The organism is Bremerella alba (assembly GCF_013618625.1).
In the GTDB taxonomy this organism is placed as follows: domain Bacteria; phylum Planctomycetota; class Planctomycetia; order Pirellulales; family Pirellulaceae; genus Bremerella; species Bremerella alba.
Genome location: NZ_JABRWO010000013.1, coordinates 169,440 through 195,816 on the forward strand (window position 1 = coordinate 169,440; position 26,377 = coordinate 195,816).

Sequence of the window (26,377 nt, forward strand, 5' to 3'; positions counted from 1 at the left end):
CAACCCAGAGATCCTTACTCGGAGCTTGAATCCCAAATGGCAAAGCTATCGATCGCCGACGTAGACGTTAGTGGCAAGAAAGTCTTGATGCGGGTCGACTTCAATGTCCCGCTCGACGGTGGCAAGATCACGGACGATCGTCGCATCGAAATGGCCCTTCCTTCGATCAAGTCGGTCGTCGATCGCGGCGGCCAGCTGATCTTGATGAGCCACTTGGGCCGCCCCGAACCCGGCGCAGACAACTCGGCGTTCAGCCTGAAGCCAGCAGCGGCTCGTTTGGGCGAACTGCTTAGCAAAGACGTTGCATTCGCTTCCGATACGGTCGGTGACGATGCGGCCGCCAAGGTAGCTGCCCTGACCGATGGTGGTGTTGTCGTGCTCGAAAATCTTCGCTTTGAAAAGGGCGAAAAGAAGGGTGACGCAGACTTCGCTGGCAAGCTCGCGGCCTTCGCCGATATCTACTGCAACGATGCGTTTGGTACCTGTCACCGCACCGATGCTTCGATGCTTGCCGTTCCGGAAGCGATGGGCGACAAGCCCAAGGTAGTCGGCTTCCTGGTCGAAAAGGAAATCACTTACCTTTCCGATGCCATCGGCAATCCCAAGCGACCTTTCGTCGCGATCCTGGGTGGTGCCAAGGTTTCCGACAAGATCATGGTCATCAAGAATCTGCTGGGCATCTGCGACAAGGTGCTCATCGGCGGTGCGATGGCCTATACATTCTCGCTCGCTCAGGGTGGCAAGGTCGGCAAGAGCCTGGTCGAAAAGGACAAGGTCGCACTGGCGAGGGAATTGATCGAGATTGGTGGCGACAAACTCGTTTTGCCCGTCGATACGCATTGTGGCGACGATTTCAGTGGCAGTTGCAATAAAGTAGTTGTCAAATCCGGCGAAATTCCGGACGAATACGAAGGTCTCGACGTTGGCCCAGAAACCGCCAAGCAGTACGCTGAGTTGGTGAAGGATGCCCAAACGGTGGTTTGGAATGGCCCGATGGGTGTCTTCGAGATGCCACCCTTCGACGCCGGTACCAGGGCCGTTGCCGACGCGATCGCCGAGTCGGATGCCATCAGCATCATTGGCGGGGGTGACAGTGCCGCAGCGATCGGTCAGTTTGGCCTGGACGACAAAGTGACCCACGTCTCGACCGGCGGGGGCGCCAGCCTGTCGATGCTGGAAGGTCAGGCTTTTAAGGCCGTCGATGCCCTCGACGACAAATAACGTCGAATAAATCGCAACGATCGAATATCTTAAAGCGGTCCTGGCTTCCAGGGCCGCTTTTTTCATCGACAGGAGTTCCCTATGAATGCCGTAGCTCCCATCCTTCGTTTGCACGAACATCGATTCTGGGTAACCCAAAACCTGCGGGACGCCTGCTGCCAGCTAAGCCCGGAACAACTGAATCAGCCCCACGAAATAGGGCAAGGCACCCTCTGGAAAACGCTTTGCCATCTTTATGCTGCCGAATATGTTTGGCTGGCAGCCCTGCAAGGAACCGACGACGCCGTTGCCCCCGGCGATGTCGCGGGAAAGCTGCCTGGCAACCAAGAAGGGGAGGGGGCGTCGACGTCCCTTGCGGCTTTAGTCGAACGGTGGCAGATACTTGATGGGCTCTGGCGTGCTTATCTCGACGCGATTGCACCAGAAGATCTTGATAAAACCGTCTTCCGTAAGAGCACTAGTAGCTATCAGGGGCAACGCATTGGCTCGACAGCAATGGACGTCTTGCTGCACGTCGCGACGCATGCCCATTACACGACCGCCCAGGCCGTGAACATGCTGCGCCACAGTGGGCTATCCGACATGCCGCAATCGATGTTGATTACGCTCGCTCGCAGCCAATCTGCCACCTAAGCTGAAGACTTACTGCAGAAAGCCCTTCGGAAAAGCATCATGACTAAAGTTATCCTCATCCTGACGATCGCATTTTTCGGGGCCTTGGGTGCGTTAGGTCGCGTCTACGTAGGATCTTTCATCCAAGGCTATGCCCCTGAATTCGATACGGTAAAGTTCCCGATCGGAACCTTAGCCGTCAATGTGCTGGGGTGCCTGATATTCGGCTTTTTCGGTTACCTCGGTCACCACCTTGAAATTCTCCCAGCGTATTGGCGGACGGTTCTTCTTTCCGGGTTCCTGGGATCATTCACCACGTTTTCGACGTTTGGGTTTGAAACGGTCCTGCTCTACGAGAATGCCCCATACGGAAAAGTCATGTTCGCGGCCGCGAATGTCTTGTTAAACGTCACCCTGGGAGTAGGAGCGATCCTTCTTGGGCTGCAATTGGGGCGATTTTGGACGGGAAATTAGTGCTTACGACGCCGTGTGCGATAGGTTTGTTGCGAGCAGATGAAGAATGCGCTAATTGCATTTCAGCCACAATGAGTAGCCGGGGAAGTCGTCTACAATGCACGCTTGAATGCATTGTCCCATCTGTCTTTTAGGAGCGGATGGTTCTACAAACCGGTTGATGGCCGAACGTGCCCATTAACCTAATCCCTACGGTTAGCAATGGCTTTTGGCTCTATGATTTGGGCAAATTCGACGCGTTTGGCCTCGTTTATTTTTGTTGCGGTTCTTTGCTTTGCCGTTACCGGCTGTGGCGGTTGCGGGGGTGATTCGCCGGCGAGCAAACTAGCCAAATTTAAACTTTCTCGTGGTAACAACGAACCTAAACCCGCCCCAGCTAAGAAGCCTGTGGAAAAGCCTGCCCCAGCATCACCGGCCGAAAAAAAGTCGCCTGCTGCGACACCCACTCCCGAGTCCAAGCCTGCTGCGACAACCGCGCCGACACCTGAGGCTAAACCTGCCGAGCAGCCAACGGCACCTCCGACAGAAACAGTTGCGACTCTTCCGGAGACACCTGCCAATCAAATCGCAGGGGCACGTGATCGTTTCGCTATCCTGGAAGGGTTTAAGCTACAGCCAGTTCAAGGAGAGCGAGCTCAAACCAAAGCACGGTCGAAGGCCGTCTTGCACATTCTTGGCAAAGCATTGGCCCAGCAAATCGCAGACAATAGCACGATCCCTGCGTCGGCTCCCACCGACAAGCAAGGGCGTCAATTGCTGAGTTGGCGAGTGCACCTTCTTCCCTACCTCGGCTATGCCGACCTATACAGCAAATTCAATCTCGAAGAGGCGTGGGACAGCCCGCACAATATTAAACTCGCCGCTGAAAAACCTTATGCGTTCATGACACCAGAGATAAACGATGACCGGACGAATTTCGTGCTGTTGACCGGCCCGACATGTGCCGCCCAAGAGCGTCGAGCGAATCCGCTTAGCGCACTCAGCCCACGCGGCCTTCATAATTCGGTCGTCGTTGTTGAAGTCGCCAATCCCGCGAATCGAGTGGTTTGGACCAAACCCGCGGATCTGCCTTTTGATCCCTCAGAACCGTCCCAAGGAATCGCTGGTTGGGCAGACAACCATTTCTGTGCGATTACCGGAGATGGAGTCGTTCACGATTTTCCGGTGATCAGCAACGATCATCTCAATCGCCTTTTCGTGGTCAGCAATCCGATTCAGCTAAGTGAAGTCGCATCAAGCTCTCCGCAAATTCAGCCCCAAGGCACCTCCAATACTAACGCTACATCAGAAATTTCGATGACATCCACGGAGCCCCTAGCGGCTCCCATTTCACGAAATGACTTCGATCCGACTAAATTACCGTTACCATCACATGTTGAAATTGATAGCGCGGCGCTCGAACTGCGGCGCCTATTCCAAAGCGAAGCTCGCGAGGCAGATCAGGACAAGAAGAAAGAAGAGATCGCTAAAAAGCTGCTTCAACACGCTGAATATCTACAGAACGATCCTGCCAAGCAATGCGCGGCGTTGCAGATCGCGTATCGTTTTGCCATCCTGGCCAAGAATCCGGTACTGCTGAAGAACGCGTTCGACAAATTGCAAGAGAGGTTCCAGGTCGACAGCTTCAGCTCAGACCTATACACAGTGCGATTTGGTGCAGAGAACCTGCAAAAGATCCCGGCACACGAGCTACCCGAGTTTCGTGCAGTGGCCAAGTCGATCTTGGAGCGTGCCGAGCAAGAGAATAACTTCCAGGCCATGGACGAGTTGATTCAAATTGGCACCCGTTTCGCGGCAAGTCAAAGCGATCAAAAGAACCTTGCGGAATTAGAGCAGTTGAAGGAACGTCTCAAAGCTTCTCGCAAAGCTTACGATTCCATCCAAGCCCGCTTCCTGTCGTTACAAGTCCCTTCGCTCGACGAAGAGGGCAATCTGATGGTCGGCAAGTTTTGGTGTGTCCATCGCAATCAATGGGACAAGGGCTTCGAGTTTCTGCTTCGCGGCAACGATGTTCGCTTTGAACACCTGGCTGAAACCGAACGCACTTCTCCGATCGACCCACGAATCCAATTCAAGATCGCCGAAGGTTGGTGGGACATCGGGATTTCTAGCCCCCCCGGTGCCGAGCGTAATAAATTCCTCGGACGCGCTGCCCAGTGGTACAAGAAGGCAGACAGTAACATGCAAGATTCGATTGAAAAGGTTACCTCCCAGCAGCGTCTACAAGAATTTGCCCGCCTGACCGGGGTCAAGGAAATCCCCGCGATGAACTAGGCTTGGAATGAACTCTCGCTTATCGCGGTTGTATCGATCAATACGATTGCCGTAACCCAGGTAAACTTATCCGCTTGCTCGTGGCGAAGTCTAGATTGATATCCCTCAGTCCCAGACATCCCTCAGTAAGAATTGGTTTCGTATGGCATCCGGTGGCGGGCACTATGATTGCGTTGTAATTGGCGCAGGGCACAATGGCTTAATTACCGCTGCGTATCTGGCCAAATCCGGCAAAAAAGTCGCCGTGCTCGAACGGCGGCATGTCCTGGGTGGCTGCTCGACCAGTGAGCAGCTGTGGCCCGGCTATAAGGTCTCGACCGCATCTTACGTGGTCAGCCTGCTTCTGCCAGAGATTATCCGCGACCTGAAGCTGAAGCAAAACGGTCTGAAGATTCTGCCGCGCGATCCGGCCTCGTTCACGCCTACCGACGACGGACGGTACTTGCTGCTGGGGCATGATGTCGATTCCAACGCCCAGCAGATCGCCAAGTTCAGCAAGCACGATGCCGAGAATTATCCGAAGTACAACCAATTGTTGGAACGCATTGCGGCGGTCGTCGAACCCATCCTGATGAAGACAGCCCCCGATCCGCTGCCGATGCCTAAAGATTGGCGGAATGTCTCGCTGACCAAACGAATTCGTGATACCTCGCGTCTGTGGAAATTCTACCAGAGCTTTGGCAAGCTCGAGGGAGAAATCCCCGAAGCGATCGAGCTTCTCTCCGGAGCTGCCCGGCCGATCTTGGAACGGTGGTTTGAAAGCGAACCGCTGCGGGCCACCCTCGCGACCGACGCGATCATCGGCGCGTTCGCCTCGATCTCGGCACCTGGCACCGCCTATGTATTGCTGCATCACGTGATGGGGGAAGCAGGCGGCAAAAGGGGCGTGTGGGGGTTCGTCGAAGGAGGCATGGGAGGGATCGCTGCATCGCTTGCCAAGACATGCGAAGAACTGGGGGTAACCATCGTCCGCGAAGCACCTGTCGAAAAAATCCTCAGCAGCGAAAGCAAGATCCAAGGGGTTCAACTCGAAGATGGAACCACTTACGAAGCCAAGGTGGTGGCTTCGAGCGTGGACGCCAATCTGACATTTCGCAAGTTCCTTTCGCCAGACCAGTTGCCGGCAGACTTCCTGCGTGCCATCTCGAACATCGATTACGGTTCCGCTTCGGCCAAAATCAATTTAGCATTGGCCGAACCGCCTCAATTTACAGCCTATCCCGAGTCGGGCCTCAGTCCGATTCATCGCGGGACGATGCATATCTCTCCCACGATGGACTATCTCGAACGGGCCTACGACGACGCCAAGTATGGCAGGGCAAGCGAAGAACCGATCCTCGAAATGACGATGCCCACCTCAGTCGACAAAACAATTGCTCCAGAGGGGAAACATATCCTGTCGATCTTCGTCCAGTACGCGCCCTACCATCTGCGGGATGCCCACTGGGACGATATCAAAGAGTCGTTTGCCGATCGCTGCATTGCCAAGATTGGGCAGTACGCCCCGAACGTACCGGGGGCCGTATTGCATCGCCAGGTGCTCTCGCCGCTGGACCTCGAACGCGTTTACGGGCTGACCGGTGGTAACATCATGCAGGGCGCGATGAACTTCAATCAGCTCTTCGCCATGCGTCCCATTCCAGGCTGGGCCGATCATCGCACGCCGGTGAAGGGGCTCTACTTGTGCGGCGCAGCAAGCCACCCCGGCGGCGGCGTGATGGGAGCATGCGGCAAGAATGCCGCCGTCGAGATTCTACGCGACTACTAACGAACCAGCTCTAAGGTCGTCCAGATACTGGGATCTTCATCGATGGGGAATTGCGTGTTGACGCTCTGGGTCTGCCACCCCAGTTCGCGATCCATCACGGCGTAGAAGAAACCGATTTTGTCATACTCGCTCGGATCGTATCCGGTTAGACTTGTCGCCGGCACGCAGCATTCCAGCAGATAGCCGTCTTTGGTCAAGGTTCCTCGCACCCGTAAATCGCCAGGACGAACGGGGTTTGCATTCTCTCTTGCGCGGTTGATCAGCAGTTGATCCCCGACCGGGTCGCGATAGCTCGGCCCGGCACCGATGGGCAGAAAGGCAAACCGATGACAAAACTTTGTCGCGCGATGCACGGTGTGCGTTGCCCTGGTGTCGATCCAGAGTTGAAAGCCATCGCTTTCGTCGACGCGACTCTCGCGGCACCATACCGGCTGCCGTTTTCCAGAGACAAGCACTGAGAAAGAAACGCCTCGTTCGTTCCACCCACCCCGCACATCGGCAAACTGCTTGCGGCCATCGAGTTCTCCGAACCCGCGCAGCTTGTAGTCCTCGGAATATGCCAGCGGCTTTTGCTGCCAGATCTTCTCGCGGAAATTCAGCGGGACCGAATACTGAAACAGGAAGGATGGTGAGAGAACCGATTTCGCCATGGGCTTTACTATTTCGTCGCTAGTTGAAGTTCCATTTGGCTAACGTGACCGCATGCGGACCTACGCCTCGCGTTTTGTGCCGGTAAAGATGTAATACGGTGTCTTAAACCATAACAGGTAAGGAACCTTGGCGCGGTTCTCTTCCAAGTTGGTGGTTTCAAAGTGCCGCTGCAAATAGGGGACATGATCGCGCGACGGAAAGACATTGTCCGACGCAAACCAAACCGGCCAGAAACTACGTGTGAACCACGGATGACGCTTGAGCGACTCGTCGGGGAATTTACGCGAAACGTAGAAATCGACCACACCGATCGTGCCACCCGGCTTCAAAATCCGTAAAGCATTTTCCATCGCCGCGAACCAATCGGGGATCATCGTCAGCGAGTAAGAGAACGTTACTACGTCGGCGTACCCTTCGTCTGGTGTCCAGGCAGTAGCGTCTGCTTCCACCGTTTTCACGTTGCTCCAACCGCGCTGCTTGATGCGATCGTCGCATACCTTCAAAAGAGACGAAGCCAGATCAACCACATAGGCCTGCTTCAGGTTGCCGATACGATCCGCGATGAACTCGAGATTCGAGCCGGTCCCGCCTCCCATGTCGACCCACACGGCATCTTGCGGTGGCTCGATCGAACGGTACATCTCTTCCCGCCCTTTGAGCAGGCGTTTGCGAAAGTCATCGTACGCGCCGGCCTGACCGCTGTAAAAGCTATCAAGCCGCTGGGCGTGGTTGTCCCCTTTCACCGGCTTCACGGCAAGGTGATACAAGACTTTCAGATCCGAAGCCAGACTCATCCGATGCTCCTCGAGGTGTCCTTTCATTTCCCCTCGCCCCGTGGGGGAGAAGGTTAGGGTGAGGGGGTGAAACGAGAGCCCGTTTCTCATCCCTTTCCCTTGCGAAGTGTGCGGGAACCGGTGTTGTTTAGGCAGCGATATCCGCGATTCGGAACGCCCCGTAGGTGTGCACGCGATCTTTGACGTGAAGCTCTTCAGCCAGTTGCTGGTTATAGGTCAGCAATTCGCCGACCTGCTTCTTCTGACCTTGATGAGTGATCTCGACTTCATCGATAAAATCGGTGTTCAGGCCGCCTGTTCGCCAGATAATGCGGGTATCGTCTTCCCCTTCCATTCGATTGGCAATGGCCTGCCATTCGTTGACCAGGGCGAAGTAAAGTTTGTCGGTCAGCCAGTCTTGATGATCCAACAGCACCAAACGATGAATTGGGTGCCCGTCATGCTTCTCGAGGAAGTGCTGCACCGAATCGGTATGCGTGCTGACCTTGTGCACCAAGCCGTCCTTCAATTTCTGAAAGTTATCTGGCTTGAGATATTCGGGACAGCAATCTTCGGTGTATTGCCCCGTCACGTATACACGCCAGAAGTAGTTGTCCTGGATTGGAAGTTCAGCGAAGACGGCCCGCATGTTGTCTTGCACGAAGTCCACGATACCGTTGGAGTACTGCTTCTCGAGATGCTCGCGTTGGGCACGAGGCACCCCGACCAAGCTCCAGGTGGTGTCCCGGCTCATCGCAAACTTGAGAGGCCCGGTCCACAACTTTCGGTCGATGACCTCAAAGATCTCACGTTGCTCTTCCAGAGTTTTGGCATCCAGCAAATCGAGAACTTGCGGTCGCATTCGCAGGACATTCTCGACATACATGTTCACCACCTTGGCGAACGCTCCGGATGTCCCACGGAAGTAGAAGCTTCGCTTCTTGCGAGGACGGAAGTACTTGATCTTCCGATCCCAATAACTGCGTGACCATTCCGGCAGCGAATTTCGCAGTTTCGACTTGTAGGTGTCCTTGAAGTCGAGCAACTGGCCTTTCCCGAACATGGAGAAGAAGTCTTCATACTCCAAATTCTGGATTCCCGCTTTCTTGAGATCCAAAAGCGCATTTTGCCGTGGATTCATATCGACGGCATAGACATGGTTGGCTCCGGCCAGAACATAATCTAGCGCATTGCAGCCTGCCGACGTGATCACCATCACATTGTGATGGGGTTGAATCTCCAGGGCGACCCGATCTAAGCGAGGGTCTTCCCAGCAGGTATTGTACACTAAGTTGTTACGGTGAACGAAGTTAAAAACACGACCTCGAACCCAGCTAACCAATGCCATTGCGGCCCTCAAAGAACTAGATCAGGCAAGGAAGGGGGAAACCGAGTCGGTAACCCTGCCAATCAATGGAGCACCAGAACCAGCACTCCAAGGTAACTCATTGATTGTAGGGGCTCTGATACCGATCACAAGCCACGGTGCCTCCCATTCCCCCTCCATTTCCTCGCTTCTTACATAAGATTTACCCATTCTCGGGATCCGGACGGGCAATGCTGATGCGTTGGTTAAGTTCCCAAGGAATGTCAGGAAACTTTTGCCATAGAGAACATGGAAAAAGAGGGGGTTATCAATAAACGATCAATCAGGTGGCTCCCATTCAATCCGCGAGGTTAAAACCTCGGCAATGGTCTTAACTTCAGGAATATGGTGCCTAGCACTCTCTTCGCTCAGAAGAGACATCAATTGCCAGAAAGAACTGCTCGCGAGTGAATTTTTGGAAAGCGGCTGCTAGCAATTCAGGGAAATCATCCGACGAGCCGGCCTCGATCACCGCGCCTTCGATTGCCTGGGAAACGCTCTGTCCTTCGGCAAGCCGCGACAGAAGATGGTATTCCCAACACGTAAGAGGCACGCGACGGACGACATAGTCTTGGCGTGACAAAGCGAGCCAACTGGGTGCGGCTTCTGGAATTGCTGCCTGGGCCTCTTGTTTGATGGATGTGATGAAGTCACTGATCGGGAAGGGAAAAGAGTGCAGTCTCAGGCACGGCACCATCTGGAACGTTGCCTCCGCGAACGCTGTCGGCGAGATGCCTTCCAACTGGGCTGGCGACATCACCTCTTGCTGCTCTACGCCTGGCCCATCGAAGATCGCGTCGATGGAACGCTCGGCCACGGCAAGCCCTACCAGAAAGTCTTCAAAGCCTAACTCTTGGATACCTTGGGTCGGACTGGTCTCTTCCAGAAAGTCAGGAAACCGACTCCCCAGTCGATTCAGCGTGTACGACCGCGACGGATACTGTTGCAGGTAGGCGATCGCGAACTGATCGAATAGCTCGTCCCCGACGGTCTTAGCAAACAACGGGTAGATCGACTTCAGACACTCCACTAGGCGGGCATAGTAGGCATGCGCGTACACCTCCAGCCGCTGAATACTGGTCCGCCGGTCGCTGCGGGTCACCACCGATTCGATCTGCGATGAATCGACCGAGATATGCCGTTGTGCATCGGGCGCATCGATCCCTTCGACCACCCCATCCACATTCGTAATCACCGACTGCAACCATTTTTGAAGAACCGGTAAGTTGGTCGCGTTCGGCTTGTTGTCAGTCATCGATCTAGTTCACTTCGTGCTCGATACGATGCGCAGGGTGGGGAACGGCCGCGTGGCTGGCGTCGGTCGATTCTTCGACGACAATCGTTTCCCCCTGGATAAACTTCTTCGCCTTGAGGACCTCGGCATGCAGCGTGGGAAAATCAGGGATATTAGCGTCCCATTCCAAAAGCGTAGAAACACCACCGGTTCGCTCGTGGGCCAAGCGATAGAGTTTCCAAACCGGGTCGATGACATGGCCGTCGTGCGTATCAATGCAGTAGTCGCCCATGTTGGTGTGCCCAGCCAGATGAAACTGAACGATGCTCTCCCAGGGAAGGTTCTCGATGTACTGCACCGGATCGAAGTCGTGATTGACGGCTGAAACGTACACGTTGTTTACATCGAGCAGTAGCCCGCAGCCGGTCTCTATGGTCAGCGCGGTCAGAAACTCCCACTCGCTCATCGTCGATGCGGCGAAGGTGATATAACTGCTGGGATCTTCCAGGATCAGCGGGCGTTCGAGGAAATCTTGCACCTGACGAACACGCTGAGCGACGTGCTGGAGTGTTTCCTCGTTGTAAGGAATCGGCAAGAGGTCGTGCGTGTTTTGGCCGGAAACGCCTGTCCAGCAAACGTGATCCGAAACCCACTTGGCACCAATCGCCTGGGAGAGAGACTTTAGCTTCGCAAGATAATCGAAGTCGAGCGAATCGGTGCTGCCGATCGAGAGAGACACACCGTGCATCACAATCGGGTATCGCTCGGCAATCTGATCCAAGACATACCTGGGCCGGCCCTGCGAGTCGATGAAGTTCTCGGAGATGATCTCGAACCAGTCGACCGCAGGCCAGTGCTTTAAAATATGCGTGAAATGGGGGGCACGCAGTCCGACCCCCAATCCCAAATTTTCGTGGCCAAGCCGCGGCTGTGGCATAATCACTTCTCAGTCTCTTAGGCGAGATCGGCGACTTAAGCAGTCGGTTCCGGAGCAGGGTTCAATTCGACTTCCTTTTCCTTCATGCGCTCTTCAAACAGTTCGCGGGCCTTCTTCCACATGCCACCGGTCATGGGAATACCGCAACCACCTTTGCCGGCACATTCGTTGGCCCCTGGCGTTTTACCGCAGCCACCTTGCCCTTTGCAGTCGTTGTGGCCGCCGCAAATGTGATGCTCGACAGTCGCACAGTTGCCTGCCCCTGCACATTCGTTGGTGCCTTTGGCTCCTTGTCCCTTACATTCGTTCAAACCACGGCAAGCGTGCTTGGCGACAGTGGACGTGTCTCTACCTTCTGCAGGGGAACCGCCGTCTTCTTCGCCGGTCTTAGCAGCGGGCTGAGATCCGCAACCGATCGTTCCGGCTGCCAACATCCCACTCAGGGCCGCAGCAGAAAGCATATGAAAATCGCGGCGGGTGTAATCTTTTTGAGACATTTGCCTGGGTTTCCTGTCCGAAAAGGATCGGGGTGGTGATCGTGTGTAAGGACTAGTCTAACGGATTGAGGAAGCACCGTCTGGTGATCTGGAATACGGTTTAACCGAAAAATTTGACGGTCGTTTTCACGGCATTCGCTAGTTTTTCGACTTCTTCTTGCGTGTTGTACAGATAGAAACTGGCCCGAACACTCGCACTGATCCCCAACTTCTTATGCAGCGGCAGCGTGCAGTGATGCCCCTCACGCACAGCAATCCCACGTCCATCTAGAAATGTGGCGATGTCACTCGCGGCGAGGCCTTCGATCGTAAAGCTAACGATGCCGGCCTTCTTGCTGACGTCTGGCCCGTAGATTTTCAGGCCTGGCACATCGGCCAACAACTGGTGAGCATACGCGGCCAACGCTTGCTCGTGCTGTAAAATGCGAGCCAAGCCGACTTGTTCCAGGTACTCAATCGCGGGAATCATTGCAATCGCATCGGCAATGGGCGGCGTACCGGCTTCAAACTTCGCCGGCAACATGGCAGGCGTGAAATGATCGATCTCAACCGTATCGATCATGCTTCCCCCGCCCAAAAACGGTGGCATTTCTTCCAGCAGCGATTGCTTGCCATACAGCACGCCCACGCCGGACGGCCCCAACATTTTGTGGCCACTGAATGCCACAAAATCGGCATCCCAGCCACCGACGTCGATCGCTTCGTGCGGCACTGCCTGTGCCGCGTCGACCAGAACCTTGGCTCCCACGGCATGCGCTGCCGCAGTGATCTGAGCGACCGGGTTGATGGTCCCCAGTACGTTAGAAACTGCCGCGACTGCGACAATCTTGGTCCGTTCGGTCAAAAGCATCGGAAGCGAATCGAGGTCCAACTGGCCGTCTTCGGTGACCGCGATGGCACGGATCTTCGCTCCGGTTCTCTGGGCCAGTTGATGCCAGGGTACGAGATTGGAGTGGTGCTCCATCTCGGTTACTAGAATCTCGTCGCCTGCGGTGATATTGGCATCCCCCCAACTGCGAGCGACCAGATTGATGCCCATGGTGGTCCCGCTGGTGAAGATCACCTCGTTCTCCGACGATGCCCCCAAAAACCGCTGAACGGCGCGACGTGCCTCTTCGAATAGATCGGTCGACTCTCCGCTCAGACGATGGGCACCTCGATGAACATTCGCGTAATACCTTTGGTAGACATTACTTAAACAGTCGATCACCGACTTAGGGCGTTGGCTGCTGGCACCGTTGTCTAGGTAGACGAGGGGATGCTGTTCTTCGTCAACTTGATGCAGGATAGGGAAATCGGCTCGGATGCGCTTGACATCCAATTGCGATTCCACGTCGAAAGTGGCCATGGACTCGTGATTCTGTTGAGGGGGAAACGACGGCTCGGGTCGCCGTCTATTTTTCGCATACTTTGGTTATTTTATTCCCCTAGACCCAGATCGACAACGAGCGGTTCGGTCTTGTTACTTGAGTCGCCAGAAAGTCTCCCACGGGATCTTCTGTTCTTTACGACACGCCTCGGTCTGTTTCGCGAAGCGAGCCGCGTCTACCGGATAGCCGGCCGTCTCGGCAATTCCGGGTACCTGTTTCGCCCAGTAGGCGTTGATGGCTCGCATCGCGACTTCGCGGTGAAACTTCGCATAAATCGATGCCAGCGCGGTAGGCAGAAACGCCTCCCCCTTCGAGCGGAACTCGACCGACACCTGTGTGGGGCCAATATCACCCATATAGCGGCTTACGCTGCGCGACTCTTCGAGAATCTGCCACCAGGTATCAGGAAAGAAATGCTGTAAGAGCCCTGCGTAGTAGTCTCTCCCGCCATGTTTGTCGCACACAATCCGCACAGCCTGGGGTGACGCGGTTTGCATGTCTTTCAGCAGTCGCCGCACTAGACCAAGCGAGGCGTGCGAGAGGACCGTGCTCTTGTTGCCAATTCTGGCGAGACGTTCGTTGTAAGTCTTCTCAGTCAGAAATACGCTCCGAACATGGGCCAGCGACACGCCGCTTGCCTGACAAGCATGCGTGAACTGCGATGTTCGCTCAGCCACCATTTCGACCGTAGCGTGTGTCGGACAGGCATGCTCCCAGCCTAAATACCAAGGGGCTAAGTCTTGAGGGACGGCGTCGCCCAGGTCTGGCTCACAGCATCCTTGCCAGATGGGATGGATATGCGGTAGATGACTGCCGGTCGCCAGAACGGCTTCTTCCAGTAGTGAAAGATCGTCTCGCTTGCCGTACACCACCTTAGAATCAGCAATCGCCAGATGCTTGCGCGATGGCTTGCGCGAAACGGCTTCTTTCAGCAGATCGTAGAGTTCAAGACTTGCCAGGTCTGCGTGGCGGTCGCCGACATTCCAGACGGTGCCACCGATGACCAGTGGCCCCAGATTTGGGCCATATCCGGCTTCATCGATTCCAATCAGATATGCCACGCTTATTGCCGCTTGCGAGAGAACTCTGTTTGTTTCAACTCGCTAGGTTCTAAGCAGATTTATCGAAATTGCAAGAGACCGAACTCCGCAGGCCCCATTTCATACAGGGCACTTGAAGGCCAAGCTTCGGTTCCTTCGCTAACCATCACGCGTTGCACGGCCATCCCCCAGGTATCGCCTGGTTGGAGCAATTGGCCAGACAATTCACGGAAAGGTATGGCCGCTTCAATCGTCCAGGTCGATTCATCCTGATCGGCGGCAACATACCAGTTGGGGTTCCACGTCAGATTGCCAGAAAGCGAATCGGCCGTCCTTCCTCGGTAGTCAACCGACAAGCAATACGAGGTGGCATAGTCGCGATCGAGATCGAGATAAATACGAACACGATCACTCGAGGTGAGGTCTGCGTCACGCTCGCGTGGCCGCTCTCCAGGAGCTTCGTAGTGGAAGTTTTTCGACTTCATGCACCGAATCGCGAGATACAAATAATCTTCATCAAAGCCCACAATCATTGCGGCCGGCGGTGCCCCCGCTTCAGGTGATAGAGTGCCTGCCTGGAAATCGACCGGCTTGCCCGTTTGCCAAACACGATCATTCAAACGGCCATCGAGGACCGGCTTCGAGTCTTCGTAGTTAGCCGCCACGATTGGGGCATCGACCTGACTATTGCCACGCCCTAAAACAAGCTCCCATTGAGCGCGTCGACACCAGGCGTTTTCTTGTCCCAGGTTCAACAAACGTCGAATGTAGGATTCTCCCTGGCGAGAATGGCCTTGCTCGGCATGCAATCGTTCTAACAGAAATGCCAAAGAAGGATCGGCCAAAACATGGGGCATGTTTTGGTTCAATTCAGCGATCAACTTCGCGGCACGTTCCGGCGATTTGGTTGGACTTTTGTAGTTGGTAGGGTCGTTGAACGAAACGGTTGCGATCTCGCTGGCATCGGATGTCTCTTCCTCTGCATTCATTTCCTTGGGTGCCGTCGGAGCAGCGAATTCAACCGAGTCGCGGTTAAGAAACTGCATTTCGCTGCTCGCGTAATAGGCTAGTAGCCACGCGGCGGAACGCTCGGCAAGGACGTGGGTGGGAAACTTGCGAACAATCTGATGATGCATATCAGCGGACAGAGTCAAGTTGCCATTCTCGTTGGCCTTTTCTGCCAGGTGCGAAAGAACTTCCACGCTGCGTGCCGGCGGCAAGTCTTCCGACAGCTTAAGCATCTGCCCTAAAAGCAATGCTCCCCGCTGCTCGTCCTTGGCGGAATGGTTGATCATCTCGAACATATTCCGCCGCTTCTGAGCTGCCCTTTGAAGCTGCGCCAAATCGACCAGCGACATTTGCTGAGGTGGTCGCCGGGCCCCTTTACCAGCAGGGACCGAAAGCCCCGTAAAGATGTCACTCAAGCGGCCTTCGAGAAGGCCTGACGAACGTAAAACCTTCATTTCCAACGTGGAAGGTGAACTGCTCAGCTTGCCCGTTGCAACGCCTCGTGACACGCCAGCATGTTCCGATAAAGACATGGCGAGCTGCGGCGAGATCTGCGTCGTATTCAAGGTGATCGAGCCGTTTTGACCTTCCGGCACCACACTGCAGACTCGGGCAACCTTCCACGGTGCGAGCCCCAGTTCGGCTTGTTGTTCGGGGAAGCTATCGGCGTCGCCAGCTTTCTCCACGGCACGAAGCACGAGTTGGTTGACCATGTAGGCCAAAGGATCTTTACCGGTCGGATCGGCATAGTCGGTCAGCACCACGGTGGGTTTCCATTGGCGAATGCGTTGGACCAGGTAGCTTTCTGCGGCAGCGAGCCCCTGACCGTCGTTGGCGGCGTCCCAGGTCTTGGCCATTTGATCGCCGGTCAACTTAAGTTGCACGTCATGGGCCGGAAACTGCCAGGCCGTGTGACCGAAGTTCGCTCCGCTATGCAACAGAGCGTCTCTTAAAGGGGGACGTGGTTTTCCAGTTTGCGGCATAGGACGATTGATTACTTCCATACCAGTCAAATAGCCCTGCGAACCAGCGTGATGACTCACCAGTTCATAAGGAATGATCGACGAGTCGTGAAAGATTCCTAACAGCGCCAACCGCTGGCCCCCTTGCCGCTGCACGCTCCATGTTTGACCTCCATCCTTGGTATGCAAAATGGTTCCTAGTGAGCCGACGGCCCAACCGGTCGTTTCGCTGCGAAAGAAGATCGCGCGAATGGTTGCCGTAGTGGGCAGCTTCTGCGTGGTGAACGATTGCCCGCCGTTGCTTGAGTGCAGCACAAAACTGCCTGGGTCGCCGGCGATCCAGACCTGTTTTCCCAGACGCTCGACGGCGTGAAAGTCGACCTGTCGATCGGTTTGCTGTAGCGGTCCCGGGGCGACAACTTCCCACGAAGTCCCCGCGTTGGTCGAATTGAGAATAAGTCCCCCTTCGCCTACGACGGTTGCGTCTTTGGCACCTGCGACGACGATATCCTGCATATCTCTTAGCGGATCGACCAGAATCGTGGGCTTACGAATGCCGCCGCGATCGGCCAGCGAGAGATTACCACTGACGCCTGCCAGCAAGAGTTCACCACCAGGCAACACGGCAAACTTTTCAAAGCGAGTGTTCTGAGTGCCGGGCAAGCTTCGCCAACTGCGGCCACCATCGTTGGTTTCAAACATTCCGGTGGGAAACATGTGCGAACCATGACCCACGGCCCAGCCATGCCGAGTATCTTCAAATCGCACACCGGTCAACTTGGGCAACGACTGCTCTGGCATCGCGTTCCATGACATGCCACCATCGCTGGTCGTGAGCACAACGCCACGTGTCTGGGTGCTGTAAGGCTGCTGATAGCCGCCCACGGCCCAACCGTGCCGCGAATCGGTGAAGTAGACACTTGCGAGATGGGCATCGGTGCCTGAGGGAATCTGCTTCCACTCAAGTCCCCCGTTATCGGTGTGCCAGATGGCACCGTGGTCGCCGACGGCAAGACCGTGCCGATCATCTACGAAGGTCACGTCGTTTAGCTGAGCATCCAAGTACCAGGTACCCGGCACCTCGGCCTGGGCCGGAGATGCTAGCACCGTCAGGCATGTCAACAATAACGCGTTAGGCAGAAGTCGACCTAAGGCTGGAATGAGTCCGTTCATTCGCGAAACCACGATGATATCAGAGGGGAGAAGCGTACGAGAGTTTGGACGGAATCTTAGAAGAATTCGCACAATCGTGCCAATCCGGTTCGTCCGACTTTAGAGAATTCGTGCGAACCAAATCGAGAAAATTGCGATAAACAATAGATAGGATCCATACTTTCCTGGGGGAGACACCCATGCCGCTGCAAAACTGGAGAACTTTGCCTCTGATGGTTTGCGGCATTTGCTTGCTGTTGCCATCGCTGCTATCAGCCGCACCCCAGGCCGACTTCGAGAAGATTCTTTCCCCCATTTTGGAAGATGCCGTCCATCGGTCGCTTCCCTCGTCTTTCAAAGACGAATCGGACTGGGGGCGCACTCACGAGTTCACCAAGCGGCTAAAAGTCCGCGGCAAATGGCATAGCTTGAAGCTCGAACGCGTTCGCGAAGCTCAGAACCATGGCGACTGGGTTCGCTATCTGGGGCATATTGAAGCCCCGAATCAGCATGTCCGGATTTGGATTGAAGAATTGAACGTGGGCCCCATGCGTTCGACCTGCCAGATTCATGCCCGAGTCGAGTTTCAGGGTGAGGCCGAATTTCAACAATGGGTCCGCGATGTGCGTCTGCTCGGCGTGAGTGTTGTCGCTGAAGCGACTGTGAAGATTCGTCTCGATGTCCAACTTGACAGCAAATGGGACATGTCGACGTTCGTATCGACGGCCGAATTGACGCCCACGGTCACCGGCGGTGCGATCGAACTCGAGCGGTTCTACGTCCACCGCATCGGCAAAGCTCACGGCGAAGTTGCCGAGCAAATCGGCGAACAACTCGAAGGTAAACTCGCTAAGAAGCTCTCTGGCAAGGAGGAAAAGCTCGTTCGTGAAGCGAATAAAGCAATTGCCAAAGAGCTGGAAAACGGCACCGTTAAGCTCGACCTGCTCGACTATCTCAAGAAGCAGTTGTTGAACTAGGGTCAAGCCCGTTTGAGCGGTAAGCGCACTTGCGAAATAATAAGAGGGTATCCTACTATTCCGCGAGAACCCCATGTTTGACCCGCTTGCTTGGATTCCCGAACAACTTGATCTCCTTCAAGCGATGGAGCGTCGACGTGCCATTCACGTTCGCTCAACCGCACAAGGAGCAACCGTTTCGTGGAAAGAAACCAAACTCATTAACTTCGGTAGCAACGATTACCTCGATCTGGCTGCAGATGCTCGCTTAGGCGATGCGGCCCGGGAAGCCATCACCGCAGAAGGATGGGGAAGTGGCGCCAGCCCGCTCATCACCGGCCGAGGAAACGACCAGGCCCGGCTCGAAGCTGAACTGGCCCAGTTTGAAGGGACCCAGGCCTCTCTGGTATTTTCGAGCGGCTTTGCTGCAAACGCCGGAACGATCGACGCGCTCACCGATCGAGGCGACGTCATCCTTAGCGACGAAAAGAATCATGCCAGTATCATCGACGGCACTCGGCTTTCCAAAGCGACTGTGCGCGTTTATCCCCATCGCGATGTCGACTACCTGGAAAACCTGTTGAAACAGTGCGGGACATTTCGGCGGCGATTGATCGTGACCGATACGCTCTTCAGCATGGACGGCACGATTGCCCCGCTGCCAGAGTTGGTCGACCTGGCCGAACAATACGACGCGATGCTAATGGTCGACGAGGCCCACGCTACCGGCGTATTCGGCGAGCAAGGGCATGGTCTCTGCGAACATTTCGGCATCGAAGATCGCGTGCCGGTGCGCGTCGGGACGTTCAGCAAGGCCTTAGGGGGACACGGCGGCTTTGTCGTCGGCAGCCAAACGCTCATCGACTATCTGGTGAATCGCTCTCGGCCATATATCTTCTCCACGGCGGCCCCGGCGGCCAATGCCGCGGCGATGCTTGCCGCACTTCAAATCGTGCAGAAGGAACCCCAGCGTCGTCAGACGTTGATGGCAAGTGCCAAGTTTTTAAGAGACGCGCTGCGTAAACAAGGGTGGGGGCTGGGGGATTGTCGTAGTCAGATCATTCCGGTGATCGTCGGGACGGAAGCCTTGGCGATGCAGCTTTCCGCCAAGCTGTTCGACAGGGGCATGCTGGTCCCTGGGATTCGACCTCCATCAGTAGCTGACGGAGAGTGTCTGCTGCGGATCAGTCTTTCCTCAGGACACACGCGGCAGCACCTGGACACGTTGGTGGAAGCACTGGAAGAACTTCGTTTCTAAGCTTCCGACATTGGCGACGAATAACTGCGTGTTATCATTTCGATAGGCGACCACCCCCTTTCAACATGGATTAGAACCATTCAAGTTTTTGCCATACTGCTTGCTCTCTTTGTTACCGTTCCCTTAGTGGAACTCACCTTGCTACTGTGGCTGGCCCAGTACGAAGGGTGGTTGGTGACTTTGGGCATCGTACTGTTCACTGGCATCCTGGGAACGCTTTTGGCACGCAGCCAAGGGTTTTCGACCTGGCAGAAGATTCAATCGCAGCTAGCAACGGGACAGATGCCTGGCAGCGCGATGGCCGATGCGGCGATGATCTTCGCGGCAGGAGCCATGCTGATGACGCCAGGCCTGCTAACCGATGCGTTGGGTTTCTCCCTGCTGATTCCCCCTTGTCGCGAGTGGATGAAGAAACGCTTTCTGGCCTGGGCCAAGTCGAAGTTTAATATCCAAGCCACCACCACCGTGGACGGAGAGACCCGCACCTACTCTAGTTCGCCAGAGAAATCGGAGATTGTCGATTCCTATGTCGTTTCCGAACCGAAACAGCACAAGGCGTTGGAAGACTAGAAGTCCTCTCAAGAAAGTAAAAATGGCTATCCTGCGAAGCCGCCGGATAGCCATTTTATAGTGTTTAGTCGTAGCGTTAACGTGGGCGACGCGGTGGCAATTCTTCCGCCATGTGCTCGGAAATCTTGCTCTTGCTGGGGCGATAGGTTGTGTCCTTCGCCACCGCCGGGTGCGGATTTCGCTTGACGGCCGTTTCCAGCGCCCCGACCTCTTCCGGCGAGACAATCATCTGCCAGTAGATTTCGGTCCCTCGTGGAATCTCGGCCAGACCCAGGACCGAAATCTGCGGGAAGTGAGGCGATAGGATTTGCCACAGGCGATTTCGCAGGTCCGATGAAACAATGACCGCGACCGGCCGCTGCTGATCGTCCAGTCGTTGGAACGCTTCCCGTAAAACTTCGACAAGCCGTTCCATCCAGCCGCGAACGTGCCGACCGGCGTCTTCATCGGTCATTTGCAACAGGGGGGCTTCCAAGTCCCGGTCGATCCCGATGGCATGGACTTTCCCGTCGGTATCGATATACCGCTGAACGAGTTGCCGACCCAACCGGACGCGAACCATGGCGACGAGCGATTCGATCTCTTGATTGCGGTGGCCGTGCAAAGCAAGAATCTCGACGATTCGCGAGAAGTTCTTGATCGATTCGCCTTCTTCCAATAATCGCCGCAAAACGGCGTGCAGCAGGGACACTGTCATCGGGCTCGAGCGGACTTCGTCGAACTCGCCTGGGCTGCGATCTCGGAGCCGTTCGAGCATTTCACGAACGTCTCCCAACGTGAGAATCTCGTGGGCTTGTCGCCGCAAAGTTTCCTGGAGATGCGTGATCACCAGCATGGAAGGATCAATCACCAGGTACCCTAGTTGTTCCGCTTCCTGCTGCTGATCAGAGGTAATCCAAATGCCTGGTCCGCCAAAGGTTGGATCCGTTCCACGGACGCCCTGTAGAGTTCCACTGGAGGTTCCCATGTCGAGGGCCAGATACTGGCCAGGACCAAGTCGGCCACGTGCGACCTCGTATTGATCGATGAGAATTCGGTATTCCTGATCGCCTAAATCGAGCGAATCCCGAAGCCGCAGACGCGGAATGACAATCCCCATTGAATCGGCCAAATGGCAGCGAATCGCCGAGGTCCTCTGCATGATATCGGTCGACTCGGGATGAGCGAGCTTGACCAGTTTCTGCCCTAATTCCAGGGTCAAACGGTCGACTTCGAGAAATGCATCCCAGGGCTCCTGGGATGACTCCGGTGCTGAAGCGATTTCACTCTCGACGATCGGTACTGGCAAGTCTGCATGAAATTCCGGCAGCACCGGAACGTCCATCAAGTCATCATCCGCACAGCGTATCGCGACAATATGATGAAAATGGACCAGGGCTTCCGAGCCATCTGCATGGGGTCCATCTTCGCCAAAATCCGATACGGAGCTAGACCAAGGGCTATCCTCCGACTCTTGCGAAGTCGAGGCATTAATTAGACGGACGCAGTCTTCGTAAACTGCGGCCAATTCTCCACGTAAGCGAACGTGGCCAAATGTCGATACATAAACATCCCTGCCGATGTAACGAGCCAGAATCGACGCATAATCCATTGAGAACCTTTCGTCTCAAAAGGTGCACGACTTGGATCTCGCAACCATCCGCGAAACCGCTTCCATGTTATGCTCGATTGTAGGCATTGCCCCCAATTGGCGGCAACTCAAAGAACAGAGTTTTTCGATCTTTGCGGTGTCCACCTGGGTAAACTATCCGGAGCGGCAAATTTCTGGCGAAGGTTCCGCAAAGTTTCTCGCAAGTACACGTTACGTCATTCGTGCAAAAGTTCTAAGTACTAAAACGTGACGAACCGGAGAAACAGGGACATGTCCTGTAGGATATACTTCAATAAAGCACGGAAATACTTCGAGATGAACCAGTTCGTTCCGCTCGCTTTTTCGCTTAAAATTTGATTACGAGGAAAAAGCGGGCTTTTCTCAAGCTGGCACCTCGGTCACAATCCAGCAAAGCAATGGAATGTGACCAACAGGGACGCAAAGTAGCCCTTCGACTCGGCATTTCACTTCACGCGTGCCCATGGTCCCGTGCAAACGGAGAACGCATGATTGTTCAGTCGGTGCAGACGCAGTTGAAGCTTTTTGTTCTCGACACCAACGTTATCTTGCACGACGCAAGATCGTTCCAAAACTTTGAGGAGCACGATGTGGCCTTGCCCATCACCGTCCTCGAAGAGCTGGATCGGTTTAAAAAAGGTAACGAGGACATTAATTTCCAGGCCCGCGAGTTCCTTCGCCAGATCGACCAAATGACCGGCGATCTTCTCTCGGAAGAAGGAGCACCTCTCGGCGAAAACCAAGGTCGCCTTAGGGTCATCTTTACAAATCAGCTCGATGCTCGCCTGCATCAAGTCTTTCTCCATGATTCGCCTGACAATCGCATTTTAAATACGGCCTTGCATCTGCAGCGTAACGCCAACGATCGCCGTGTCATCCTGATTACTAAGGACGTAAACCTTCGCATGAAGGCCAAGAGCCTGGGCATTCAGTCGCAAGACTACGTCAACGACAAAATCGAAAGCTTCGATAGCCTTTACTCAGGCCGTCGAACTCTTGAGAACATTACCACCGAACAGATTGACCGCTTCTACCAAGACTCAGGCCACGTTCAGCTGGAAGACTTTCCGGAAGTATGCGACCCGATCGCGAACGAAAACTTTGTTCTCAGAAACGGCTCGAAGTCCGTTCTCGCGACCTTCAACGGTGAAGAACAAGCCCTGCGACGAATTGAAAAATACAGCCCCTACGGCATCAAGCCACGCAACGCCGAACAGGTCTTTGCCATCAAAGCGTTGATGGACGACAACATCAAGCTGGTCACCCTGGCCGGCAAAGCAGGTACCGGTAAGACGCTGCTGGCGTTGTCCTCAGCTCTGGCTTGCTCGTCCGCGTATCGTCAGATTTTGTTGGCTCGCCCGGTGGTTCCACTTTCCAACCGAGACCTGGGTTACTTGCCTGGCGATATCTCGGCGAAGATGGATCCGTACATGCAACCGCTGTTCGATAACCTCTCGGTAATCCGACATCAATTCAACGATACCGACAAAGAGGCCCAGCGTATCAACCGCATGCTGGAGCAGGAAAAGCTGGTCATCACGCCGCTGGCTTACATCCGCGGGCGCAGCTTGCAGCGGATGTACATGATTGTTGACGAAGCCCAGAACCTGACCCCGCACGAGGTGAAAACCATCATCACCCGCGCCGGCGAAGGAACCAAGGTCGTCTTCACAGGCGACATCAACCAAATCGATCATCCGTATCTGGATAGCCTGTCCAACGGACTGTCGTACATGATCAACCGCATGAAAGGCCAAGAGCTATACGCCCATATCTCGCTCGAGAAGGGCGAACGGTCGGAATTGGCCGATATTGCCAGCGAGCTGCTATAAAGCGATTTACGAATCACGAAGTTCACTCAAATGCCCACGCCCAGCGTGGGCATTTTTCGTTACCAACCCAAAGACCGCCTTCAGAAACCCTGGCAACAGCGAGAAGAATTTCAGGCGAGTTGAAACTCCAGTCCTTCCAATCGTGCCGGGGCGGCGATTAAGGAGCGGTCGCGGTCGCGATCAGTGTATCTGTCTGGTTAAGCCCTGCGAGCATCTCTCCGTAGGCGGCCTCGAGCGTTGGAGTTCGCAGCTGACTCCACTTGAGGTGGCCGCTAGCCTTTCCTTTAGCCAACCAGTGCAGGTGATTGGCTAGCGGATAACGCTGGAAGCCTTTTATCGAAATCTCCGCAAAGCCCGCTCTTTCTAAAAACATCCTTAGGCTGTTTCGAGTGTGCAAAATCAGATGCTCACTCCAGAAAGTAATGCTCACTCCAGAAAGTAAAAGACTTAAACTCTTCCAGATCTAGAAAGGAAATGAGAAAGTCCTCGGCGTGCGGAACTTCAATCACGATCTTTCCACCTGCCGACATCTTGTTTCGCAATGTCGTCGCAGTGCCGATTGGGTCGATTAAGTGTTCAAATACATGAAATAAGGTGACGACCTCGATATCGTCATGGGGCACCTCTTCCACAGAACCGTACACGTCATATCCAGATTCCGCGATGCTCTGCCGCCCTTCTTCTTGAGGCTCGACTGCGATTGTTTCTGATGCAAGCGGCGAGAAAGCATCTAAAACGGCCCCAGCGCCAGCCCCTACGTCCATCCATTTCTTATTGGCAACGACGCTTCCAAATTGTTGAAACCGCCGTTGAGTATCTTCGGACTTCGCTGCGATGGTCGCCTTTCTTTCCAAGGCACCCCAGAAGCTGAAATTATCGTTACCTTCGTAGTAAGAGATATCCATGTGATCGGATCGCGATAAAAAAATCACGCCCGACTTTTGGCACTTCAAGACAGCGACATCCTCACGATCTCGAACTCTTGGATGAAAGGGGACAATCGAGTCAGGATCGCTTATGCCCAAGTCATACAGTAACGATGCAATGCGATTTTCCATTCGTGTTCTAACCTAATAGTCTTGGGACATAGGATGATTCTGGATGTCTAACCGGCGATAGATGCTTGGGATCAGATTTGCTCTCACGAACACGCAATGATGATGAAAGCTCCTAGCAAACGCGGCCGGTCATCGATCTGGACTTCGAAAGCCGTTTCTTCAGCATGACATCCGCTTTCCTTGAGCAATCGCCGATCTTCCTCAGCGTCGAATGATTCGGCAATCTCTTGAGAAAAGCGTGGAATAAAACTTCCACGTCAACGGTTTGTTCAGCTAAGCCCAGGTGATCATATTCTTCGGCTTGTGGCTTTCGCCAGCTAGTTTAGTGACAAGCGATTGGTTCGGGAAGCCTGGTTTAAAGCCGTTCCGAGAACCAAGCTTCCGGCAAGCTACACCGAGATTACAATTGAATAAATCCGAATCAGATCTGAATTGAACGGTAAAATTCAAAAAAAGTAAATTGACTTTGCCGAGGCTGGAAGCGTCCAATCGAACCGTCGATATCGATCGCAGACGTCTGGAAAAACAGAAGCTCCCGTGCTCTAAAGTGCTTTCCATCCGCCGTTAAATATGGCAACTTAGCAGCTATAAATTCCCACCTTCTTTCCGCAAGAGATCCCGCCAATGACCGCGTTTCACCTTTTGACCGCCCTTTGCGCCCTCACGTTCCTGTCTTCGACTGCCAGAGCCCAGGCCATTCCTAAAGACAACAACGTTTCCCACAGTTTTGAGCGTCTCGGCCAGCAAGTCACTCCGGCTCAGATGTATAACGCCACCACAGTTCAAGAGCACGAGGCCTGGCGAGCGAATATGCATACCACGGTAGTCGACCTACTCGGCGAAATGCCGGAAGCGGTTCCTTTGGAAGTGAAGTGGGCCGAAGAGAAGAAGTTCGAGAAGTTCACGCGACATAAGATCTACGTTCACACCGAACGCAACTATTGGGCTCCGGTCTATTACTTTGTGCCGCACGAACTGAAAGAGAAGACGCCGGCCATCGTCTGCCTGCACGGGCACAGTGGCATCGATCCCTACATCCGACTGAACGAAACGCCGGCACAAAAGAAGAAGACCGACGAGCATGCGCTCGATTACGCGGTTTACATGGCCGAGCATGGCTACATCACGGCGGCGATCGTCGTTCGCGGTTGGAACGAAACGGTTGGGCGGCAAGACTACGGCATTAAGTCGCCGGCGCGAAGTTGCCACGAGACCACCATGAACGCATTCTTGATGGGCATGACACCACAAGGTATACGCTGCTGGGATGCCATGCGAGTAATCGACTTTTTAGAAACCCAAGACGAAGTCGACGCCGATCGCATTGGAGTGTGCGGCCTTTCCGGTGGCGGAACCCTGACAATGTATCTGCCGATTCTCGACAATCGTGTTAAACTAGCGATGATCGCCGGAGCTTTCTCCGAATACCGTACGTCGATCTACGCCATCCATCACTGCATCTGCAATACCCTTCCAGGCATTATGCGAGAAGGGGAAATGGCCGATGTTGTCGCACTATATGCCCCACGCCCGGTCCTGCTGATCAATGGCATCGACGATCGGATCTTCCCGATAGATGGTGCTCGAAAAGAGTACGCTCGACTCAAGAAGGTCTACGCTGTACTCGGGCAGGAAGAGAACGTCGACGCCGACTTCTTCGACGGCGGCCACGCTTGGTCGAACAACAAGACGCTCGCGTTTCTTAAACAACACTTCGGCGAGTAGCTAACTCCCATCCGGTTTTGTCGCATCAAC

Annotated in this window: 22 protein-coding genes; 10 read left to right on the forward strand and 12 right to left on the reverse strand. The window is 54.7% G+C overall.

Annotated elements, in window-relative coordinates; all coding sequences use genetic code 11:
* Positions 1–36 precede the first annotated feature (36 nt).
* The 5 genes from HOV93_RS21415 (at position 37) to HOV93_RS21435 (ending at position 6,349) form a co-directional block, all read left to right on the forward strand.
* Entirely contained in the window at positions 37–1,221 is a 1,185-nt protein-coding gene (locus tag HOV93_RS21415; RefSeq protein WP_207398588.1) for a phosphoglycerate kinase, read from the forward strand.
* 81 nt (positions 1,222–1,302) lie between these two features.
* Positions 1,303–1,854, forward strand: coding sequence for a DinB family protein (locus HOV93_RS21420; protein ID WP_207398589.1), 552 nt, complete (start codon positions 1,303–1,305; stop codon positions 1,852–1,854).
* A gap of 39 nt (positions 1,855–1,893) precedes the next feature.
* Positions 1,894–2,307 carry a fluoride efflux transporter FluC gene (locus HOV93_RS21425; RefSeq protein ID WP_207398590.1) on the forward strand — a complete coding sequence of 138 codons (414 nt, stop codon included), beginning with the start codon at positions 1,894–1,896 and terminating at the stop codon, positions 2,305–2,307.
* A 216-nt stretch (positions 2,308–2,523) separates the two neighbouring features.
* Complete coding sequence (locus HOV93_RS26240) at positions 2,524–4,581, forward strand: DUF1559 family PulG-like putative transporter (RefSeq protein ID WP_207398591.1); 2,058 nt, start codon at positions 2,524–2,526, stop codon at positions 4,579–4,581.
* A gap of 142 nt (positions 4,582–4,723) precedes the next feature.
* The gene (locus HOV93_RS21435) at positions 4,724–6,349 is read left to right on the forward strand and encodes a phytoene desaturase family protein (protein WP_207398592.1); all 1,626 of its coding nucleotides are present in this window, start codon (positions 4,724–4,726) and stop codon (positions 6,347–6,349) included.
* Here the strand turns inward: HOV93_RS21435 and HOV93_RS21440 are convergent.
* The 9 genes from HOV93_RS21440 to HOV93_RS21480 all read right to left on the reverse strand — a co-directional run bounded on the left by HOV93_RS21440 (position 6,346) and on the right by HOV93_RS21480 (position 17,360).
* Complete coding sequence (locus tag HOV93_RS21440; protein ID WP_235990757.1) at positions 6,346–6,999, reverse strand: hypothetical protein; 654 nt, start codon at positions 6,997–6,999, stop codon at positions 6,346–6,348. The genes HOV93_RS21435 and HOV93_RS21440 overlap by 4 nt on opposite strands.
* A 60-nt stretch (positions 7,000–7,059) precedes the next feature.
* The gene (locus HOV93_RS21445; RefSeq protein ID WP_207398593.1) at positions 7,060–7,794 is read right to left on the reverse strand and encodes a class I SAM-dependent methyltransferase; all 735 of its coding nucleotides are present in this window, start codon (positions 7,792–7,794) and stop codon (positions 7,060–7,062) included.
* Between the two features lie 127 nt (positions 7,795–7,921).
* Positions 7,922–9,121 carry a DUF3419 family protein gene (locus tag HOV93_RS21450; protein WP_207398594.1) on the reverse strand — a complete coding sequence of 400 codons (1,200 nt, stop codon included), beginning with the start codon at positions 9,119–9,121 and terminating at the stop codon, positions 7,922–7,924.
* Between the two features lie 370 nt (positions 9,122–9,491).
* On the reverse strand, positions 9,492–10,394 hold the full coding sequence (locus HOV93_RS21455; RefSeq protein WP_207398595.1) for an HvfC/BufC N-terminal domain-containing protein: 903 nt from the start codon (positions 10,392–10,394) through the stop codon (positions 9,492–9,494).
* Between the two features lie 4 nt (positions 10,395–10,398).
* On the reverse strand, positions 10,399–11,310 hold the full coding sequence (gene bufB, locus HOV93_RS21460; protein WP_207398643.1) for an MNIO family bufferin maturase: 912 nt from the start codon (positions 11,308–11,310) through the stop codon (positions 10,399–10,401).
* Between the two features lie 35 nt (positions 11,311–11,345).
* Positions 11,346–11,807: a hypothetical protein gene (locus tag HOV93_RS21465; RefSeq protein ID WP_207398596.1), complete on the reverse strand. Its 462-nt coding sequence runs from the start codon at positions 11,805–11,807 to the stop codon at positions 11,346–11,348.
* Between the two features lie 100 nt (positions 11,808–11,907).
* Complete coding sequence (locus HOV93_RS21470) at positions 11,908–13,155, reverse strand: aminotransferase class V-fold PLP-dependent enzyme (RefSeq protein WP_207398597.1); 1,248 nt, start codon at positions 13,153–13,155, stop codon at positions 11,908–11,910.
* Between the two features lie 114 nt (positions 13,156–13,269).
* Positions 13,270–14,238, reverse strand: a complete 969-nt coding sequence (locus HOV93_RS21475; RefSeq protein WP_207398598.1) for a hypothetical protein — start codon at positions 14,236–14,238, stop codon at positions 13,270–13,272.
* Positions 14,239–14,297: 59 nt separating this feature from the next.
* Positions 14,298–17,360: a YCF48-related protein gene (locus HOV93_RS21480; protein WP_207398599.1), complete on the reverse strand. Its 3,063-nt coding sequence runs from the start codon at positions 17,358–17,360 to the stop codon at positions 14,298–14,300.
* Between the two features lie 179 nt (positions 17,361–17,539).
* On the opposite strand from HOV93_RS21480, the gene HOV93_RS21485 reads away from it, so the two are divergent.
* From HOV93_RS21485 to HOV93_RS21495, 3 genes are all read left to right on the forward strand, one after another.
* A complete protein-coding gene (locus HOV93_RS21485) occupies positions 17,540–18,316 on the forward strand; it encodes a hypothetical protein (RefSeq protein WP_207398600.1) in 777 nt (258 codons plus the stop codon).
* Between the two features lie 73 nt (positions 18,317–18,389).
* Complete coding sequence (gene bioF, locus HOV93_RS21490; RefSeq protein WP_207398601.1) at positions 18,390–19,553, forward strand: 8-amino-7-oxononanoate synthase; 1,164 nt, start codon at positions 18,390–18,392, stop codon at positions 19,551–19,553.
* A gap of 96 nt (positions 19,554–19,649) precedes the next feature.
* Positions 19,650–20,123, forward strand: coding sequence for an FxsA family protein (locus HOV93_RS21495; protein ID WP_261358648.1), 474 nt, complete (start codon positions 19,650–19,652; stop codon positions 20,121–20,123).
* Between the two features lie 76 nt (positions 20,124–20,199).
* Here the strand turns inward: HOV93_RS21495 and HOV93_RS21500 are convergent, their stop codons facing one another.
* Entirely contained in the window at positions 20,200–21,714 is a 1,515-nt protein-coding gene (locus HOV93_RS21500) for an FHIPEP family type III secretion protein (RefSeq protein ID WP_207398603.1), read from the reverse strand.
* A 506-nt stretch (positions 21,715–22,220) separates the two neighbouring features.
* Between HOV93_RS21500 and HOV93_RS21505 the strand changes: the two genes are divergently transcribed.
* Positions 22,221–23,564: a PhoH family protein gene (locus HOV93_RS21505; protein WP_207398604.1), complete on the forward strand. Its 1,344-nt coding sequence runs from the start codon at positions 22,221–22,223 to the stop codon at positions 23,562–23,564.
* A gap of 157 nt (positions 23,565–23,721) precedes the next feature.
* Here the strand turns inward: HOV93_RS21505 and HOV93_RS21510 are convergent, their stop codons facing one another.
* Entirely contained in the window at positions 23,722–23,937 is a 216-nt protein-coding gene (locus HOV93_RS21510) for a hypothetical protein (protein WP_207398605.1), read from the reverse strand.
* A 34-nt stretch (positions 23,938–23,971) separates the two neighbouring features.
* The gene (locus HOV93_RS21515; protein ID WP_207398606.1) at positions 23,972–24,469 is read right to left on the reverse strand and encodes a class I SAM-dependent methyltransferase; all 498 of its coding nucleotides are present in this window, start codon (positions 24,467–24,469) and stop codon (positions 23,972–23,974) included.
* 777 nt (positions 24,470–25,246) lie between these two features.
* On the opposite strand from HOV93_RS21515, the gene HOV93_RS21520 reads away from it, so the two are divergent.
* The gene (locus HOV93_RS21520; protein WP_207398607.1) at positions 25,247–26,347 is read left to right on the forward strand and encodes an alpha/beta hydrolase family protein; all 1,101 of its coding nucleotides are present in this window, start codon (positions 25,247–25,249) and stop codon (positions 26,345–26,347) included.
* Positions 26,348–26,377 lie beyond the last annotated feature (30 nt).

What these genes read in the sequence shown, in the direction of transcription:
- bioF (WP_207398601.1), top strand. Translation starts at nt 18,390, where the DNA reads ATGTTTGACCCGCTTGCTTGGATTCCCGAACAACTTGATCTCCTTCAA.
- bufB (WP_207398643.1), bottom strand. Translation starts at nt 11,310, where the DNA reads ATGCCACAGCCGCGGCTTGGCCACGAAAATTTGGGATTGGGGGTCGGA.
- HOV93_RS21440 (WP_235990757.1), bottom strand. Translation starts at nt 6,999, where the DNA reads ATGGCGAAATCGGTTCTCTCACCATCCTTCCTGTTTCAGTATTCGGTC.
- HOV93_RS21470 (WP_207398597.1), bottom strand. Translation starts at nt 13,155, where the DNA reads ATGGCCACTTTCGACGTGGAATCGCAATTGGATGTCAAGCGCATCCGA.
- HOV93_RS21480 (WP_207398599.1), bottom strand. Translation starts at nt 17,360, where the DNA reads ATGAACGGACTCATTCCAGCCTTAGGTCGACTTCTGCCTAACGCGTTA.
- HOV93_RS26240 (WP_207398591.1), top strand. Translation starts at nt 2,524, where the DNA reads ATGATTTGGGCAAATTCGACGCGTTTGGCCTCGTTTATTTTTGTTGCG.
- HOV93_RS21500 (WP_207398603.1), bottom strand. Translation starts at nt 21,714, where the DNA reads ATGGATTATGCGTCGATTCTGGCTCGTTACATCGGCAGGGATGTTTAT.
- HOV93_RS21425 (WP_207398590.1), top strand. Translation starts at nt 1,894, where the DNA reads ATGACTAAAGTTATCCTCATCCTGACGATCGCATTTTTCGGGGCCTTG.
- HOV93_RS21445 (WP_207398593.1), bottom strand. Translation starts at nt 7,794, where the DNA reads ATGAGTCTGGCTTCGGATCTGAAAGTCTTGTATCACCTTGCCGTGAAG.
- HOV93_RS21505 (WP_207398604.1), top strand. Translation starts at nt 22,221, where the DNA reads ATGATTGTTCAGTCGGTGCAGACGCAGTTGAAGCTTTTTGTTCTCGAC.
- HOV93_RS21515 (WP_207398606.1), bottom strand. Translation starts at nt 24,469, where the DNA reads ATGGATATCTCTTACTACGAAGGTAACGATAATTTCAGCTTCTGGGGT.
- HOV93_RS21455 (WP_207398595.1), bottom strand. Translation starts at nt 10,394, where the DNA reads ATGACTGACAACAAGCCGAACGCGACCAACTTACCGGTTCTTCAAAAA.
- HOV93_RS21420 (WP_207398589.1), top strand. Translation starts at nt 1,303, where the DNA reads ATGAATGCCGTAGCTCCCATCCTTCGTTTGCACGAACATCGATTCTGG.
- HOV93_RS21520 (WP_207398607.1), top strand. Translation starts at nt 25,247, where the DNA reads ATGACCGCGTTTCACCTTTTGACCGCCCTTTGCGCCCTCACGTTCCTG.
- HOV93_RS21510 (WP_207398605.1), bottom strand. Translation starts at nt 23,937, where the DNA reads ATGTTTTTAGAAAGAGCGGGCTTTGCGGAGATTTCGATAAAAGGCTTC.
- HOV93_RS21485 (WP_207398600.1), top strand. Translation starts at nt 17,540, where the DNA reads ATGCCGCTGCAAAACTGGAGAACTTTGCCTCTGATGGTTTGCGGCATT.
- HOV93_RS21450 (WP_207398594.1), bottom strand. Translation starts at nt 9,121, where the DNA reads ATGGCATTGGTTAGCTGGGTTCGAGGTCGTGTTTTTAACTTCGTTCAC.
- HOV93_RS21415 (WP_207398588.1), top strand. Translation starts at nt 37, where the DNA reads ATGGCAAAGCTATCGATCGCCGACGTAGACGTTAGTGGCAAGAAAGTC.
- HOV93_RS21435 (WP_207398592.1), top strand. Translation starts at nt 4,724, where the DNA reads ATGGCATCCGGTGGCGGGCACTATGATTGCGTTGTAATTGGCGCAGGG.
- HOV93_RS21465 (WP_207398596.1), bottom strand. Translation starts at nt 11,807, where the DNA reads ATGTCTCAAAAAGATTACACCCGCCGCGATTTTCATATGCTTTCTGCT.